Below are 16,401 nucleotides of genomic sequence, written 5' to 3' on the forward strand. Positions count from 1 at the left end.
CGGCTCGAGTTGTCACTCGGCGGCCGTGCGAGTCGCTGCTCCGGCATTCAACAGTCCGATCACCTCCTTGGTGGTGCGGACATCGGCGAAGACCGGATAGAGGCTGTCGAGCGTGCCATTGTGCTCGTCGTCGTTGAGCGCAGCATTTCCGTCGGACAGGAAGATCACCTTATAGCTCAGCTGCTGCGCGTCGCGCGCGGTCGCCTCCGAGCAGCAGTTGGTCACCGTTCCGGTGATCAGCACGGTATCCACGTCAAGTTCCTGCAGCACTTTGTGCAGATCACAGGTGCCCTGAGTGAAACCGCTGAAACGGGTTTTGTCGAGCACGGGCTCGCCTTCGGCAACGTCAAGCTCTGGCCAGAGCGCATGGTCGTGCTCACCGGCGGCGAAGCCTTTCCTGAGACCTTCCGAGAAAGGTGTGCCAAGCATATCGCCGTACCAGCTGGTCCAGGCGATCTTCTCATTCGGATCGTAGGTGTAGCGAAGGAAAATGTTCGTACCTCCGGCCGCCCGGATTGCTTGGGAAAGGGCGTTCACATTCGGGACGATGTCGCGCGCTACGGGGATCTCGGAAACAGCACCCTCTTCCATGAAGCCATTTTGCAGATCGACAATCACATGGGCCGTACGGGCGGGGTCGAACGTCTCGAAGGCATGGTCGCGACCGCCTCGGTTCTTCTTGCCGCGCTCAAGTGCGGCGGCGGACATCTTGATGGTATGCATGCGAGCTCCTTGAAGTCGAATGGGGTACGAAATCGCCCCGGCTAGGCCGAAGTGATGTATGTATATAGCGAAATGCTTTGCTTATTAGAGATAACTTGGAATTCGTGCGTGTTCCGCCGCAGCCCTTGCTCTGGATGCCCACGAGATGTGCAGGGAAGGGGAGGAGACGATCAGGCGCCGGATGCTTTTCCGATGAATCCGAGCTTTCTGGAGATGGTCGCGGCGAGCGCGCGCAGCGGAGCCACATGGTTGCCCTCCAGCGAGATGTCGATCTCCTCGGCAGGGCCGATCATTGTTACGGCAAGTTCAAGCTCGTCCGAGAAGTTGTATACCGGTGCGGAGATGGCAGTGACACCTGGCTGCGGGAAGGAGTAGGTGATCGAGACACCAGTGCGCCGGACGGTCTCCAGTGGCTCGTGGATTTCGTCGAAAGGCGGGCAGGCTCCAACGTATCTCGGCGGTGTGACCTCGGCCATCTGCAGTTTAGCGATCTCACGGGCTTCTGCTTCGTTCGTCAGCGCGGCAAAGAGCCGGCCAGTTGCCGTGCCGGTCACTGAATAGACCGTACCTGGTTGAGCCGAGTTGAGGAGCTGGTCATTGGCCTGAACAACGGCTGTCACCACGGGGCCATAGCGCCCCCAGACCGCGATGGAAATCGACTGTCCAAGCTTGCGGGCAACCTTAAGAGCTTCTTCCGAAGCAGTGATCTGCGGGTCGAGAGTAAGCAGACGTGACATGCCAAGTTCAAGACTGAAAGGGCCGATCGCGTAGCGTCCCGTCTGCGGATCACGGACCACCATGTTCCCACGTTGCAGGCTAACCAGGTAGGCATGGACCTGCGCCTTGCTGAGGCCAGAGCGCAAGGCCAAATCTGCGGCGCTGAGCGGGCCATCGCTATCCAAAAAGAGCCCCAGAAGCGAGAGCCCGGTCTCGACGGCGCGAACGCCACGCCCTTCCTTTTCAGTCGCGTCGCTCATGCCGACGAACCTCCAAGAGAGGATACCGCAGCCAGCAAGGCCCGCAGAACCGGCCGTTCCGGCTCCGGCGCCATGGCGTCGGGAAACCCGATGACCGAGATCGATGCGACTAGCGCGCCTTCGCGGAACACCGGGGCGGCAAGGGATGCAAGATGGGGGACCGGGGTGCCTTCGGCATGCGCGTATCCGCTCGCTCGGATGATCCGGCTAAGGTTCGGGTTCATCTCTGGGGTATCGCTCCAAGCATCGAAAATGCGTGCTGCTGCGCTGTTGCCAATCCGGCTTCGGGTGCCGGGTCTCAGGCTGAGACTGGGGGTGCGCGGGCCCTGTACTGCGAAGATCACTGTCGGCTGCTCTTGGACAAGGCAATCCACGGTGACCATTTCCTGGATCTCGGCAGACAGGCTGCGCGCGACATTGATGTTGGCGTTGAGCGTTGCATCGTTCCGGATCACGTGCCGCGCAAACGTCAGTGTCGCGTCCGAAAGCGCGTAGCGCCCTGCGTCGCCGAGTTGCTCGATCATCCCGAACTTCTTTAGAGAACTCATATAGGTATGTGCCTGCGCAGAGGTGATACCCGCGCTGACGGCAATGTCGCGCAGCATCATCGGCTGGCTTTCCTTCCGAACGATCTCGAGAAGGCGGATCGCCATGTCCACCGATTGGACGCCACGCTGCCGTTCCGGGCTCTTGACCATTCATACTCCGCTTTTCGCTGTGGCTCGGCCTTCTGCGCCGCTGGTGCGCCAGTTTTCGAAGCTTTGCGTGCCGGGTGCAAGCCTTTGCAAGCAAGTCTTTTCTACGCCATTTCACCTCGCACGCCACATAGGCCTGACGAAGCGGCGCGCTGTACCATTGTTTTGCCGTTGTGCAGGTTCCAATGAACGTACCCATAATCAGGATGTCGCATTCGCCAATTCCGGTCTCGTGAAGTGGTTTATCGAGGTCACGCCAATTCTGAAAAAGGTGCCGCCATTATAAAAAAATCTGGCACGCCGAATTGCTTGACGGCTTCCTCGGCTACCGAGGAAGATCAACGACAAAACGACGAGTACGCTATTCTGCTGCCGGCGATCATGTAAAGCTGCCCTGAGTCGACAAGTGGGGCATGCTGACATGCTGGCTCATTGCCGTGCCCATTCTGCTGAAGCTGCCGTATGTCGGACTGATGTTGCCGGGCAGTTGGGAGAGTTCCGCTTCAACGCTTGTCGGTGCAGCGCACTCTTGAAATGGCAGGACTGGTGGGATAGGTCGCAGGGCGGTTTAGGGGCTGTCAACCAATAATGGCGTAGAAGAGATTTTGTTCGCTCAACCTCCCGGAACTCGAGTCGTTTGCAAATCCGACGATCCGCCACAAGAAGGTGATAGCTGGCGTATTTCTGGTGGGTGTTTGCACAATTGGGGTGGTTTTTCGCGTCATATCAAAGTGATGCTAAAGCACCGGAGCCGCCATTTCCTTCGTGATGCAATGCGCCACCGGCGTCGCGCAGGATATGTTCAGACCAGTTGACGCACGACCGCGGCAGCGCGCAGCATCGGCGCGCCGGTCCGGACTTGATGCAGAAACCCCGCCATGATCTCGCGCGCGTCCTGAGCGCCAAGCCCGATGTCGACAGCGATCCCTGCCGCGCGCAGCCGGGCAAATCCCTTTCCGTCGACGCGCGGATCCGGATCCCGGAGTGCGGCCACAACCCGCGTCACACCCGCCGCGATGATCGCGTCGGCGCAGGGCGGTGTTCGGCCCCAATGGCTGCAGGGTTCAAGTGTCACATAAAGGGTTGTTCCCTGCGCGCGGAGCCCGGCGCGGGTGAGCGCAAGGCGTTCGGCGTGGGATCGGCCGCCGGGCTGGGTTTCGGCCTCGGCAGCGATCTTGTCGCCGCGCACCAGAACGCAGCCCACCGGCGGGTTCGGCCAGACCCGCCCGCGCGCGCCCCGCGCCAGCGCGAGCGCGCGGCGCATCCAATGTGCGTCGCCCTCAGAGTTGGGTAGGGTTGGGCACATCGCCATAGACCTCGAGCGGGTCGAAGACCTTTTCGCTTTCGGTAAAGTCCAGGGTGCCTGCATCCGCGGTCCCGAGCGGCACGCTGCGGTAAAAGCACGAGCGATATCCGACGTGGCAGTTTGCGCCGCCCTCGGTCCGCACGCGCAACCAGACGGCATCCTGATCGTCGTCGATGCGCAATTCCACGATCCGCTGCACCAAACCACTGGTCGCCCCCTTGTGCCACAGGCACTGGCGCGAGCGGCTCCAATAATGCGCCTCGGCGGTTTCGACGCTGCGGCTGAGCGCCTCTGGGGTCATCACGCCCATCATCAGCACCTCGCCGGTGTCGGCATCGGTGGTGACGACGGGGATCAGCCCGTTTGCATCGAATTTTGGCGCTAGATCGGAACCTTCCTCGACCTGTTCGACAGTGAGGCGGGGGGAGAATTCAAGCATCGGTCTTCCTTTGGCATGGTGCTGAGGCTTGAAAGGGCGCCGCGTGGCACGGCGCCCTTTGGCGATGTCAGCCGAGGCAGCCGGTCAGGCTGTTTGCAAGGTTGCGCAGAAGCTGCGGGTAGAGGTCCTTGCCCGGCTCCAGATCCGCGCCCAGCGGGTCCATCACGCCGGTCTTTGCGTCGCTGCCGCGGAAGACGGTGGCGACAAGATCGCCATTGAACTGCGGTTCGGTGAAGGCACATGTGACGCCCAGCTCTGCCACCTTATCCTGGATCTCCTCGATCCGGGCCGGGCTGGGGTCCGATGCATCACCGATCGAGATCGAACCGCTTGCCGGGAATTCGAAACGGTTCTCGAAATAGTGGTAGGCGTCGTGGAACACGATGAAGTTCTTGCCGCGCACCGGCTCGAGCTGCGCCGAGATCTCGCCGATCAGCGTTTCGATGTCGGCCTTTCCGGCGTCGGCATTCGCGCGATAGGTGGCGGCGTTTTCCGGATCCAGCTCTGACAGTTCCGCTGCGATCACGTCGAGCCAGACGCGCGCGTTCTCCGGGTCGAGCCAAGCGTGCGGGTCGTGGCCGTGGTGGTCATGGCCATGCGCGTCATGATCGTGCTCGTCGTGATCATGCGCCTCGTCGTGATCATGATCGTCGTCGTGGCCCTCATGGTCATGCTCGTCGTGATCATGATCGCCCGCGTGCTCTTCGTGCTCGTGTTCCTCGTGCGCGCCGTGATCATGGCTGTGCGCCTCGAAGGTCGCGCCTTCGCGGAATTCCAGCTCGGTGGTGCCATCGGTTTCCGCCAGTTCGACCACATGGGCATCCTCGGCCAGAGCGTCGATTGAGCCTTCCAGCCAAGGTTCCAGCCCCTCGCCGATCCAGAACACCGCGTCGGCCCGCTCGAGGGCTTCGGCCTCGGAGGGGCGCAGCGAATAGCCATGCGGAGACGCGCCGGGCTGTACCAGAAGGTCGGGCGTGCCGACCCCATCCATCACAATCGACACGAGAGAGTGAACAGGCGGGATATCCGCGGCAACCGAGGGCACCTCGGCGGCAACGGCGCTGGCGAGACCGAAGGCGGACACGGTGCCGAGGATCAGTTTTCTGGACATGGGGAACTCCACGTTATGTTGTAACATGCGCTGGACTCGTAGATGTAATGTTATTACATAGCAACCCACATAATTTGGAGAGCGAGATGAGAGCCGTCGGATTCACCGATCATGATCATGACGCCTGCGTCGCAGAGAGGGTGGCCGCCGCAGAGATTTACTGCGCGGACAAGCGTCTTCAGTTCACGGCGGCCCGGCGTCGGGTGCTCGAAATCCTTTTGGATGAGCACAAGGCGCTCGGTGCCTATGAGATCCTGGACCGGCTGAAGCGCGAGGGCCGGGGATCGCAGCCGCCGGTGGCCTACCGGGCGCTCGATTTTCTGGTGACCCATGGCTTTGCGCATCGGGTCGAGCGGCTGAATGCCTATGTCGCCTGCACGCATCCCTGCGAGAGCCATTTTCCCGCCTTCATGATCTGCCGGGTTTGCGACTCTGTGGCCGAGGCGACCTCGGCCCCCTCCAAGGGGCTGCTCGGCGCAGCCGCGCGCGATGCCGGGTTCCGGATCGAGCAGACGGTTGTCGAAGCCATCGGGGTCTGCCCGGCCTGCATCGAGGCAGAGGCTAGGCAATGACTCTTTTCGAATTTACCGGCGTCAGCCTGCGGCTGGGGGAAAGCCGGATCCTTTCCAATGTTTCGATGCAGATGGCGGCGGGCGAGATCGTCACCATCGTCGGGCCGAACGGCTCGGGCAAATCGACCCTGCTACGCCTGCTGATCGGCTCGCTTGCGCCGAGCGATGGCCGGATCACCACCGCGCCGGGGCTGCGCATTGGCTATGTGCCGCAGCGGCTGGCGCTCGACCCGACGCTGCCGATGACCGTCGCCCGGCTGCTGGGGCTTCGCCGCAAGGTAAGCGCCGGGCAGATCGAACAGGCGCTGGCCGAGGCCGGGGTCGCGGGGCTGTCGCGGCGGCAGATCAGCGCTCTATCGGGCGGACAGTTGCAGCGGGTGATGCTGGCCCGCGCGCTGCTGGCCGAGCCCAATCTGCTGGTGCTGGACGAGGCCACACAAGGGCTCGACCAGCCGGGCGTCGCGGCTTTCTACCGCCAGATCGAAGAGGTCCGGCAGAGCCGCGGTTGCGGCGTGCTGATGGTCAGCCACGACCTGCACGTGGTGATGAGCGCCAGTGACCGTGTCATCTGTCTGAACGGTCATGTCTGCTGCCAGGGCGCGCCGCAGCATGTCGCCTCGGCCCCCGAATATCGCGCGCTCTTCGGCGAGGGCACAGGCGGTGCCTTGGCGCTTTACACCCATCACCACGACCACCGGCATGACCGGGTGCCACAAGAGGCGGCGGAATGACCCTAGTGAACACCATGCTTGACGATTTCATCCTGCGCGCCGTGCTGGCGGGCCTTGGGCTTGCACTGGCGGCGGCGCCGCTGGGCTGCTTCGTGGTCTGGCGCCGCATGGCCTATTTCGGCGACGCCACCGCGCATGCGGCGATCCTCGGCGTGGCGCTGTCGCTGACCTTTTCGGTGTCGATCTTCGCGGGGGTGCTGGCGGTGGCGCTGGCCATGGCCTTCACCGTCTCGTCGCTGAGCGGGCGCGGCTTTGCGATGGACACCATGCTGGGCGTGCTGGCGCATTCGGCGCTGGCCTTCGGGCTGGTGGCGGCCTCTTTCCTCAGCGGCATCAGGATTGATCTGATGGCCTATCTCTTCGGCGATATCCTCGCGGTGATGCCCGCCGACCTTGCGGTGATCTGGGGCGGCGCGGCGCTGGTGCTGGGGCTGGTGGGCTGGCGCTGGTCGGGGCTGCTGACCGCCACGCTCAACCCCGATCTCGCCCGCGCCGAAGGTGTCGATCCGCGGCGCGAGCAACTGGTGCTGACGCTGGCGCTGGCGATCACCGTGGCAGTGGCGATCAAGGTGGTGGGAGCGCTGCTGATCACCGCCATGCTGATCATCCCCGCCGCCACCGCGCGCCCGTTCAGCCGTACCCCCGAGGCGATGGCCGGCCTTGCGGTGGTGATCGCCGGCGGCTCGGTGATCGGCGGGATCGAGGCATCCTACCATCTCGACACACCGACCGGGCCGACCATCGTCTGCGTGGTGGCGATCCTCTTCATGCTGTCGGTCACGAGCGCCGGGCTGAAGGGCCGGCGCTGAGCCGGGCTCAGCCGGACGATCACGTTGTCCTCGACCGGTGCCAGCGCCGCTCAGCTCTGGCTGCTGAGGTCGTGATCGAAGATCAGAGAGCGATGCGCCGAGCCGCCGGCAAGCACCCCCGCGGCGGCGGCAAGCGTCGCATTGGGCATCGAGCTTGCGAGGTCTCCGGCGGCGAAGACCCCGGGGACCGAGGTCGCCTTCATCGCGTCGACCGCGATATAGGGACCGGTCGGCCCGTCCTCAAAAGCGCAGCCGAGCTGTTCGGCCAGATCGCAAGCCGGGGTCGTGCGGGGGGCGAGGAAGAGCCCCGCCAGCGGAACCTCACGGCCATCGGCAAGGCGCACGCCGCGCAGCGCGGGGGCATCCCCCAGAAGCTCGGTGACCGGGGTGTCCTCGACGCTGGCATCACGGGCCTGCAGCGCCGCGCGCTGCTCGGGCGTGAGCGTCAGCGTGCCCTGCGTGAACAGCGTGGTCGGCCCCCAGTCGGGCAACAGCATCGCCTGATGCACCGCCAGCTCACTCAGCGCCAAAACGCCGACCGGCTGCTGATCAAGCTCGTAGCCATGGCAATAGGGGCAATGCAGCACGGTGGCGCCCCAGCGATCCCGCAAGCCAGGCAGGTCGGGCAGGCTGTCGCGCATGCCGTAAGCCAGCACGAGTCGCCGGCCCGTCACCCGGCTTCCGTCGTCGAGGGCAAGCGCGAATCCCGCGCCGGTACGTTCGGCGCGGCGGGCCCCTGCCTGCCGCACGCTGACCGTCGGGTAGGCGCAAAGCTCTGCCTGCAGCTGCTCCTTGATCTCGGCGGGCGTCTGCCCGTCCTGCCCGGGAAAGCCGTGCGAGGTTGCGGCGAAGCGATTGCGCGGCTGGCCGGTGTCGAGCACCAGAACGTCCTTGCGGGCGCGGGCCAGCTGCATGGCGGCGGAGAGGCCAGCGAAACTGCCGCCGACGATGATCACGTCGAAGTCCATTGGGATCCGTTCCTTGTTGCACCCTGTAATGTACTTTGTTGTGTTACGTGATTTTCACGAGGCGAGCAACACATGAAACTTTCATTGTTGCGTGATGCCTGATAGGAGGGGGCACCACCAACAGGAACCCCGCCGATGCCCCGCGATCTGCGCATGTCCCGCATGCTTCACGTGCTCATTCACATGGACCGGCATGTGGGCCGCGCGACCTCTGAACAGATCGCGCGCATGCTGTCGACCAATGCAGTTGTGGTGCGCCGGATGATGGCGGGGCTGCGGGAACGCGGGCTGGTCACCTCGGAAAAGGGTCATGGCGGCGGCTGGCAACTGGCCCGCCCGCTGGCCGAGATCACCCTGCGCGATGTCTATGAGGCCGTGGGCCAGCCGCCGCTGTTCAACATCGGATCGGAGGCGGATCCAGCGGAATGCCTGGTGGAAAAGGCGGTGGATGCGCGGCTCGATGCCACGCTGCTCGAGGCAGAAAAGCGTCTGCTCGCCGAGTTCGCCGCGATCTGCGTCGAGGACATCGCGCAGGATTTCGAGCAGCGCTATGCCCAGATGCGCGGAATTGCGTCAAACCTTTCGGAGACCGGCTGCGGCACCGACTGAGGCCGGGCTTGCCGTCGCTGCAACGTTGGGCCCCGCCGCCCTGGAACGGCGGCGGGGCCGTGGCGATCAGTCGTCGGAGTCCTGCGCCGCGTCGATCACCAACAGTAGCCGGGTCTCGCCGCTGCCGGCGATGGGCGGCGAGCGGTGCAGCAGCCCGCAGGGCAGGTCGCCGGGCCAGAGCCGCCCGCGGAACAGGCCGACCCAGCCCGCCTGCATCTGCTGCACCTGCTCCGGCTCTCCCGTCTCGCTGGCAAGCCCGTATTGCGTGCCCGCGCCGCGGTAGGTGCAGAGCAGCCGGGCGGGCACGTAGTCCACATGGAACTTGCTACAGGCATTGCCGCGCACCACGTCGAGTCGGATCTGCAGCGCATCCTTCCCGGCGATGCGCGAGAATTCGGCGGCGAGCCGGGCGACGTCCTCAGCCAGAAGCGCTTGCCCAGCGTCCGCTCCGCTGAAGGCCGCGCGGCAGGTATCTTGCACTAGGTTCGCTACGCCGTGCAGCGGAACGCCGGAGCGCAGCCTGGGAAGGCAGCCGTCGGGTAAAGCGTCGAGCCACTGGCTGAACAGCGGCGGCAGCCGGCGCTGCCAGATCGCGGCGGCGCAGCCGGGCCGGTGCAGGTCGCGCAGGACCTCCACCGAGCCGCCCTCGATCACATCGCAGGCCGCTGCGCCTCTGGCGAGGTCCAGCATCACGCCGCCTGCGGCGCGCGCCGCCAGCCGGGGAAGGGGTCGGACAGGTCCTGCCATTGCTGTGGCGCGAAGCTGGCCTCGTCCCCCACCAGCGCGGCATCGAGCGCCGTGCAGATCGCCGCCTTGTCCATGCCGGAGCCGATGAACACCAGCTCCTGCCGCCGGTCGCCAAAGGGCTCGCGCCAGTGCTGCTTGAGATAGGCCACCGCCTGCGGATGATCGGGCCAGCGCTCCTGCGGCACCGTGGCCCACCACATGCCCATCGGCTTGACGCTGCTCAGCGCTCCGGCCAGCGAGTATTCGGCCAACCAATCGGGGCGGGTGGCGATCCAGAAATGCCCCTTGGCGCGGATCACGCCCGGTAGGTCTCCGTTCAGAACATCGTGGATCTTCTGCGGGTGGAACGGCCGCCGCGCCCGGTAGACAAAGGACGAGACGCCGTATTCCTCGGTCTCGGGCACGTGGTCGGCAAAGCCGTAAAGCTCCTTGGCCCACATCGGGTGCAGATGCGCCTTGTCGAAATCGAAAAGCCCGGTGCCCATGATGCGATCAGAGGCGACTTTGCCGTAATCGGTCTCGACGATCTGCGCATCGGGGTTGAGCGAGACGACGATCTTGCGCGCGGCATCCATCCGCTCGGGGCCCGCGTCACTGACTTTGTTGAGCACCACCACATCGGCGAACTCGATCTGGTCGACCAAAAGATCGACCAATGTGCGGTCATCCTCGTCGCCAAGGCTCTCGCCGCGGTCGCGGATGAAGTCGTGGCTGGAATAGTCCTTCAGCAGGTTCACCGTGTCGACCACGGTGACCATCGTGTCGAGCCGGGCGATGTCCGACAGGCTTTCGCCGAACTCGTCGCGGAAATCGAAGGTCGCGGCCACGGGCAGCGGCTCGGCGATGCCGGTGCCCTCGATCAGCAGGTAGTCAAAGCGGCCCTCATCGGCGAGGCGGCGCACCTCCAGCAGCAGATCGTCGCGCAGGGTGCAGCAGATGCAGCCGTTGCTCATTTCGACCAGCTTCTCTTCGGTATGGCTCAGATCGGCGCCTCCCTCGCGCACCAGATCGGCGTCGATGTTGACCTCGGACATGTCGTTGACGATGACCGCGACGCGGCGGCCTTCGCGGTTGTTGAGCACGTCGTTCAGCAGCGTGGTCTTCCCGGCTCCCAGAAATCCCGACAGGACGGTGACGGGCAGGCGCGTATCCTTGGCAGGCATCAAAGTCTCCGTTTGTTATATTGCAATGTTATATCATTACACAATAAGGAGACCGCAGGGCGCCCGCAACCCGGATTTCATGGGCAGACGCCGGAGACGGCACGGGAGCGCCCAGCAACCTGAGGACACAAGGAAGGATTTCTATCATGCTGAGGACACGCATGGCACAAGGTGCCGTGGCGCTGCTGGCGCTTGCCGCAGGGCAGGGGGCCAGCGCCGACGAGGACCGCACCGCATGGCGGCTTTTCGTTGCCGATCAGGCGGATGGCAAGGTGACGGCGCTCGACCGCGACGCGCCGGAAAGCCGCTGGAGCTTCGAGTTTGCCGGGCCGTCAAAGCTTTATGCCTCGCCCTCGGGGCAGGCTGTCATCGCCGTGCAATCCGACAACGATCGGGTGGATTTCCTGCGTAGCGGCATCGCGCTCGAGGGGCATGGCGACCATGCTGACATCGAGATCAGCGACCCCAAGGCGTTCGACGCGCATCTGACCGGGCCGCGGCCGTTCCACGTGGTGACCCATGGCCACGAGTCCGCGATCAACTTCGACCGCGGCGGCTATGTCTCTTTCCTCGGCGAAGGCGCGCTGCAGGGTGGTATGCTCGAGGCTACGGAATTCACGCAGAACCGCGCGCACCATGGTTTTGCCGCGCCGCTGGGGGAGGTGATCATCAGTTCCGTCGCCTCTGACGCGCCAGTGGAAGAAGACAGCGCGCCACCGCGTGTCGGCATTGCCGCCTATGACGACGACGGCGCGCAGATCGGCGAGGTCCAGACCTGCACCGACCTGCACGGCGAGGCGTTCTCGGGAAGCTACCTTCTGGCCGGCTGCAAGGAGGGGGTGATCGCTGTCACCGAAGCCGGGGAAGCTGCGGAGTTCACCATGCTGCCCTATCCCGAGAGCTTCCCCGAGGAAAAGACCGGCACGTTGCTCGGCTCGGCGGCGATGCAGATCTTCCTCGGCGACTATGGCCGGGACTCGGTGGTGATCATCGACCCGACCACGGCGCCCTATTTTACCCGCGTCGAGCTGCCGTTCCGCCGTGTCGATTTTGTGCTTGATCCGGCCAAGCCGCAATACGCCTACCTCCTCACCGAGGATGGCACGCTGAGCCGGCTGAACATGCTCTCGGCGCAAATCGAGGCGTCGGCCCGCATCACGCAGCCTTACTCGATGGATGGGCACTGGCGCGATCCACGTCCGCGCCTGGCCGTGGCGGGGGACCGCATCGCGCTCACCGATCCGTTTGAGGGAATGGTGCGGCTGGTCGACCCCGCAAGCCTTGAAGAAACAGCGACGATCCCGGTCGAGGGGGTGCCCTACAACATTCTCGCCGTGGGCGGCAGCGGCCTGACCCACTGATCCTGGACTGGGCCCGTCTCTGGCGGGCCCCTTATTCATGCTATGCTGGTGATGAGAGGTGTCGGTGGTCTTTCGCTGCGATCCCGGAATAACCAGCGCCATCGGGTCAAAGAGTTATGACAAACCGGCCGTGCGCGGTCTGATGAGAAGTCGCGATGGGTCCGAGTGATGCTGGCGATCCAGAATCGCACGACGCCTTCCGTATAGAGCTGGGCCCCTCGTCGGGTGAAGGTGCCGAGGGGTCGGTCTCCATGCTCAGCGCTTGGAGCCGCATTTTCCGTCGGGCGGCCTACTTCAGGTCGGCGAAAGGCACGTCGAAGGTCCAGCCGCGGCATAACGAGTCAGTCTATGAAGATGGCCGAGCAGAGCCTCTCCAGCTGCCATTGCCGGTGGTCTTGTCAAAGGGAAGACAAGCCCATGACTTCATTCGGCGACTTTCAATTCCTCGTCTGAGGCGGGAGCGACAGGTTCGGCAAGGAGCTGCTTCTGCCGTCTGGCTTCTTCTCGTTCTCTGTCCTCTCGCTCTCCCTCGCGTTGCGACCTGATGCAGAGGACAAAGGTTGCACCTAGCACGGTGAACTTGAACAGACCGAGCATGATGGGGACCCAGATCATCGTTTGCCTTCACTTCCTGTTTGGTACGGCATCCACTGAGAAACCCGCGTTCCTCATTTGCCGGGCGAGGGCGGCCAAGCATACGCGTGGTTGTGAGTAGGCCACCTTCAAGATAGGGCCGTGATATGCGTACATTGACCTCTCCGCAAGGAAGTATTGATGTCAAAATGTATGCATAATAATCCGTGCAATTGTTTCGGCTCGCTATCGGGGTGCCCAAAGTATATGATTATACTATATATTTTCGGCACTTTTTCGGGCAATGAGTCGGGCGCTCAACATTTCTTGAGCGCGCTTCAGGCTTGGATATCCATACAATAAATCTAATGTTCGCAGTGGTGATGGGTGCTCAGTCTCGATGCGTACGTAACACCTGATCGGCAGCGAGGCCTTTCCGTCGATTTCTATGGAGATCAAAGCGGCGCTCGCTCGGCGCCACCCTGGGATTTTATCCCCGATTCATCAGGAGCTTCGTGGATGGCAGGGGGAGAGCCTCGCCTTTCTCAACCTAGGGTGCTTTTGTATTGGTCACTGTCACAGGAGCAGGGTCGTAGGCGTGTTGCCGCTAGACCGCACCTCTGCCGATGTCGGCATAGATCAGCCCGCGAAAGTCGGGTCTGCAAGGCCGCCAATAACCTCCCCCGTCACGGGTTCAAAGATGCGGCTGGGTCCAGAACCTGCGGCAACCGCGCCATCCGCGCCAGGCGGCAACTGAAGTTCGTCGATGTAAGCTTGCGAAGCAATCTGCGTCGCGGCGATGATAACGCATTTGGCTACCCGCTCGATGGCCACCGACGCGCCGGCCGCCAGCACGTAACTCACGGCGCGCCGGCCTGGGAATAGCCCGAAGTGCGGCCAAGAAGAGAATTGGATCTGGATGTCTTGTTGGTAGAGCTCGGCCCTCATCAGCGGGCGCAGGTTCTCGTTGCTGCGTAGGGTGCCCACGTTTCCGGCCGGGGTCTGGGCAACTGTCACATCATAGCCCGGCCCAGAAGCAAAGACATCCCACTCGCGGCCGGACGGCTTGGACTTGCGGCGCACCACAAGAGTTTCGCCATTCGGGTTGATTACCCCTATGCCCATGAAGAGATCGTCGCCGTCCCGCTCGCTGACACCCAGCGACACTCTGATACCGACTTTGCGGGCCGCTTCTTCGACGCGGCGATGTTGCGGGCTGCCAAGCGTGCTTGACGTGGCCCGACAGCATACGATGAACGCTTTCCGATAGGCCGCATCGCCAAACCACAGAGGGAAGGATAACCGGGCATCCAAGTCTTCGGGAAACCGATTACATGGGCACCATTTGCGCCGGCTTCGGCGCCTACGGCAACGGTCTTGTCGACCGTTCCATAGAGGTCGAACCAGGCGGGTTCGGACTGTATGGCAGCAACGCGAAGCGTCTCGGGCATGGCAAAAGGGCCATCTTTCGAGGCTGGGTTAGATGCAGCGAACAATGTCACCTGGACTTCCAATCTGAAAGTAAGGGCCATTTGCTTTGGTCCGTTCTTGTCGGACCCGGCGGTGGCATCGTTCCTATCTGACCTCCGCGATCTGGGCGATTATGTGGCCGTCTTCGCGCGCCACGAGAGCTTCGGTACCGCTGCGCAGAACTTTGACGGTCTCGCCTTGATCGAGATTGCCCAGGTAGACGATTTCCCGGGCCCGGACGCCGTCAACGGTCTGCGCAGTGCTTTCGACAAGGCGGGTGAAGCTGACGAAGTAGAGCAGCCCGACAGCGTTGAAATCCAAGCTCGGATTCGGCGTGATCCCGACTCCCTCCTCGACCCGCTGCCCCCGCAGCGTGCGCGAGACGCTCCTGGCTCGCGCATCCAACTCCTTCAACGCGGTCCCGGCCTCGGGCAGCACGCAATCGCGCTCCGGCATCGCGCGCACGATCCGGCGATTGGAGGCGGTCTCGTCATGTGCGACGAAAGTCGACAGCATCAGCAGCGAGCCTATCACCTGTCGGCCCTGCCGGAACTCGTGGCGCGAGCCAATGCGCGTGCCACCCAAGCTGGCAAGGCGCGATCGGATGGTCAGATCGGCACCCAGTAGACCCTGCGAGGGGGTCAGATCGATCCGCGTCGCGCAGAAGGCGGCGTAGATCGGAAGGCCATCGGCCGCGCGAAACCCGAAACTCTCCTGTCCCGACGCCCCCGAAAGCATCTGCCAATGGATGTCGCCGCAGAAGCCGAGCGCCCATGTTTCGGATAGCCCGTGCGGTGAAAGCTGCTGCATCCCGAGCCGCTGACGAGTCAGCACACCCACTCCTGTGGTTTCTGAGTCCAGCATCAGCCCGCCACCCGCTGCGCCAAGCCAGCCAACTGTGCGGCGATCTGCTCGGCGAGGTGGTGGCTGTCTTCTTCGATGCCAAGGAAACGCCCCGAGCCCCAAGTGTTCAGCCAGCCGAGGCCGATGAAATGCAGACCCGGGTGATCGGTCACGCCGCGGTCAAAGACGGGCTTGCCGCGGGCGTCGAAGACATCCGCCTCGATCCACGCATAATCGGGGCGAAAGCCGATGGCCCAGAGCACCGAGGTGATGCCTGCCTCGGCGAGGTCGATCTCGGTGCGCTCCGCCTCCGGCTGCCAAAGCTTCTCGAAGGGCGGCTCTTCTGGCGCGTCGATGCCTTCGCGCGCGATATAAGCGTCGATCTGGGTGCGGATGCCGACGTAGGAGCGATCGGCGTCGTCGAGGTTCTTCGTCAGGTCGGGCAGGAACTTGACCGTGGTCTCGTCCATATCCGCCAGAGAGCCATAAAGCTCGACCCCTTGCTCGACATGAAAGCGGCGCAGGTCGATCTCTTTGCCGCCATCGCGGCCCGACATGTAGTGGTTGGTCTGGGTCAGCGCCTTCACCGGGTCGGGGTGCTCGGCGATGGTGATCGCATAGTGCCCGGCGTCATAAAGCCAGTCGGTGGCATCACGGCCGCGATACTTGCGCGGGCTGCGCGGCGCGGGGCCGACAGCGAGATGCACGTCGTGCCCGGCGCGGCAGAAATCCTCCATCAGCTGCACGCCCGACTGGCCGGTGCCGACGATGAGCACGCCGCCCTCGGGGAACTGGTCGACATTGCGGTAGTCGACCGAGTGCATCTGGAAGACCTCAGGCGAGAGGTTCCTGGCGTAGGGCGGCTCGATCGGCGTGTCGTAGCCGCCGGTGGCGATCACCACCTGATCGCAGGTCCATGTGCCGATCGAGGTCTCGACGGTGAAGCCGCCAGCCTCGTGCGGCACCACGCGGGTCACTTCGACGTTCTCGCGCAGGTCGGGCTGCGCCATCGCGGCAAAGGCGTCGACGTAGTCGGTGATCTCGTCCTTGAGCATAAAGCCGTCGGGATCGGTGCCGCCATACTCGCGCTCATAGTGGAAATCGGGCAGGCGGCACTGCCAGTTCGGGGTGACGAGGCAGAAGCTGTCCCAGCGGCTGTTGCGCCACGAATGGAACTTCTCGTGCCGCTCGAAGACGATGCTCTCGATCCCCTTCTTCTTGAGGCAGTAGGCGGTCGACAGGCCTGCCTGCCCGCCGCCGACGATCACCACGGGGATATGCGGGGTCTGGGTGTCTTTCATCGT

17 protein-coding genes and 1 pseudogene are annotated in these 16,401 nt (G+C 63.7%); 5 read left to right on the forward strand and 13 right to left on the reverse strand.

Features of this window, described 5'->3' with window-relative positions; translation table 11 throughout:
• Positions 1-12 precede the first annotated feature (12 nt).
• From LC039_RS24835 to LC039_RS24860, 6 genes are all read right to left on the reverse strand, one after another.
• Positions 13-723, reverse strand: coding sequence for a cysteine hydrolase family protein (locus tag LC039_RS24835; protein WP_066109123.1), 711 nt, complete (start codon positions 721-723; stop codon positions 13-15).
• Positions 724-893: 170 nt separating this feature from the next.
• Complete coding sequence (locus LC039_RS24840) at positions 894-1,700, reverse strand: IclR family transcriptional regulator (RefSeq protein ID WP_066109125.1); 807 nt, start codon at positions 1,698-1,700, stop codon at positions 894-896.
• A complete protein-coding gene (locus LC039_RS24845) occupies positions 1,697-2,398 on the reverse strand; it encodes an IclR family transcriptional regulator (RefSeq protein WP_226629214.1) in 702 nt (233 codons plus the stop codon). Before LC039_RS24845 ends, LC039_RS24840 begins: the two co-directional genes overlap by 4 nt.
• Before the next feature lie 799 nt (positions 2,399-3,197).
• Positions 3,198-3,659, reverse strand: a complete 462-nt coding sequence (gene ribD, locus LC039_RS24850) for a bifunctional diaminohydroxyphosphoribosylaminopyrimidine deaminase/5-amino-6-(5-phosphoribosylamino)uracil reductase RibD (protein WP_264179672.1) — start codon at positions 3,657-3,659, stop codon at positions 3,198-3,200.
• Positions 3,660-3,675: 16 nt separating this feature from the next.
• Positions 3,676-4,140, reverse strand: a complete 465-nt coding sequence (gene hisI, locus LC039_RS24855) for a phosphoribosyl-AMP cyclohydrolase (protein ID WP_226629220.1) — start codon at positions 4,138-4,140, stop codon at positions 3,676-3,678.
• A gap of 67 nt (positions 4,141-4,207) precedes the next feature.
• Entirely contained in the window at positions 4,208-5,251 is a 1,044-nt protein-coding gene (locus tag LC039_RS24860; protein WP_226629222.1) for a zinc ABC transporter substrate-binding protein, read from the reverse strand.
• Between the two features lie 86 nt (positions 5,252-5,337).
• On the opposite strand from LC039_RS24860, the gene LC039_RS24865 reads away from it, so the two are divergent.
• The 3 genes from LC039_RS24865 to LC039_RS24875 are packed head-to-tail and all read left to right on the forward strand — an operon-like array spanning position 5,338 to position 7,363.
• A complete protein-coding gene (locus LC039_RS24865; RefSeq protein WP_226629224.1) occupies positions 5,338-5,823 on the forward strand; it encodes a Fur family transcriptional regulator in 486 nt (161 codons plus the stop codon).
• A complete protein-coding gene (locus tag LC039_RS24870; RefSeq protein ID WP_226629226.1) occupies positions 5,820-6,554 on the forward strand; it encodes a metal ABC transporter ATP-binding protein in 735 nt (244 codons plus the stop codon). Before LC039_RS24865 ends, LC039_RS24870 begins: the two co-directional genes overlap by 4 nt.
• Positions 6,551-7,363, forward strand: a complete 813-nt coding sequence (locus tag LC039_RS24875; protein WP_413463859.1) for a metal ABC transporter permease — start codon at positions 6,551-6,553, stop codon at positions 7,361-7,363. The genes LC039_RS24870 and LC039_RS24875 overlap by 4 nt, the downstream gene beginning before the upstream one ends.
• Positions 7,364-7,413: 50 nt before the next feature.
• On the opposite strand, the gene LC039_RS24880 is transcribed toward LC039_RS24875, so the two are convergent.
• On the reverse strand, positions 7,414-8,331 hold the full coding sequence (locus LC039_RS24880) for an NAD(P)/FAD-dependent oxidoreductase (RefSeq protein WP_226629228.1): 918 nt from the start codon (positions 8,329-8,331) through the stop codon (positions 7,414-7,416).
• A gap of 135 nt (positions 8,332-8,466) precedes the next feature.
• Between LC039_RS24880 and LC039_RS24885 the strand changes: the two genes are divergently transcribed.
• Positions 8,467-8,940 carry an RrF2 family transcriptional regulator gene (locus LC039_RS24885; RefSeq protein WP_226629229.1) on the forward strand — a complete coding sequence of 158 codons (474 nt, stop codon included), beginning with the start codon at positions 8,467-8,469 and terminating at the stop codon, positions 8,938-8,940.
• Between the two features lie 66 nt (positions 8,941-9,006).
• On the opposite strand, the gene LC039_RS24890 is transcribed toward LC039_RS24885, so the two are convergent.
• Positions 9,007-9,630: a DUF1826 domain-containing protein gene (locus LC039_RS24890; protein ID WP_226629231.1), complete on the reverse strand. Its 624-nt coding sequence runs from the start codon at positions 9,628-9,630 to the stop codon at positions 9,007-9,009.
• On the reverse strand, positions 9,630-10,850 hold the full coding sequence (gene zigA / locus LC039_RS24895) for a zinc metallochaperone GTPase ZigA (RefSeq protein WP_066108948.1): 1,221 nt from the start codon (positions 10,848-10,850) through the stop codon (positions 9,630-9,632). The genes LC039_RS24890 and zigA overlap by 1 nt, the downstream gene beginning before the upstream one ends.
• A gap of 146 nt (positions 10,851-10,996) precedes the next feature.
• On the opposite strand from zigA, the gene LC039_RS24900 reads away from it, so the two are divergent.
• Positions 10,997-12,211, forward strand: a complete 1,215-nt coding sequence (locus tag LC039_RS24900) for a metallochaperone AztD (RefSeq protein ID WP_226629233.1) — start codon at positions 10,997-10,999, stop codon at positions 12,209-12,211.
• 1,212 nt (positions 12,212-13,423) lie between these two features.
• On the opposite strand, the gene LC039_RS24905 is transcribed toward LC039_RS24900, so the two are convergent.
• The 4 genes and pseudogenes from LC039_RS24905 to LC039_RS24915 all read right to left on the reverse strand — a co-directional run bounded on the left by LC039_RS24905 (position 13,424) and on the right by LC039_RS24915 (position 16,398).
• Complete coding sequence (locus tag LC039_RS24905; protein WP_264179673.1) at positions 13,424-14,098, reverse strand: nitrilase-related carbon-nitrogen hydrolase; 675 nt, start codon at positions 14,096-14,098, stop codon at positions 13,424-13,426.
• A gap of 26 nt (positions 14,099-14,124) precedes the next feature.
• A pseudogene (locus LC039_RS27110) lies at positions 14,125-14,316 on the reverse strand (hypothetical protein); the annotation flags it as partial.
• Positions 14,317-14,359: 43 nt separating this feature from the next.
• Complete coding sequence (locus LC039_RS24910; RefSeq protein ID WP_226629235.1) at positions 14,360-15,118, reverse strand: Pnap_2097 family protein; 759 nt, start codon at positions 15,116-15,118, stop codon at positions 14,360-14,362.
• Positions 15,118-16,398, reverse strand: coding sequence for an MSMEG_0569 family flavin-dependent oxidoreductase (locus LC039_RS24915; protein WP_226629237.1), 1,281 nt, complete (start codon positions 16,396-16,398; stop codon positions 15,118-15,120). The genes LC039_RS24910 and LC039_RS24915 overlap by 1 nt, the downstream gene beginning before the upstream one ends.
• Between the last annotated feature and the right edge of the window lie 3 nt (positions 16,399-16,401).

Origin of the sequence: Alloyangia pacifica (assembly GCF_020524285.1) — a bacterium.
Lineage (GTDB): Bacteria > Pseudomonadota > Alphaproteobacteria > Rhodobacterales > Rhodobacteraceae > Salipiger > Salipiger pacificus_B.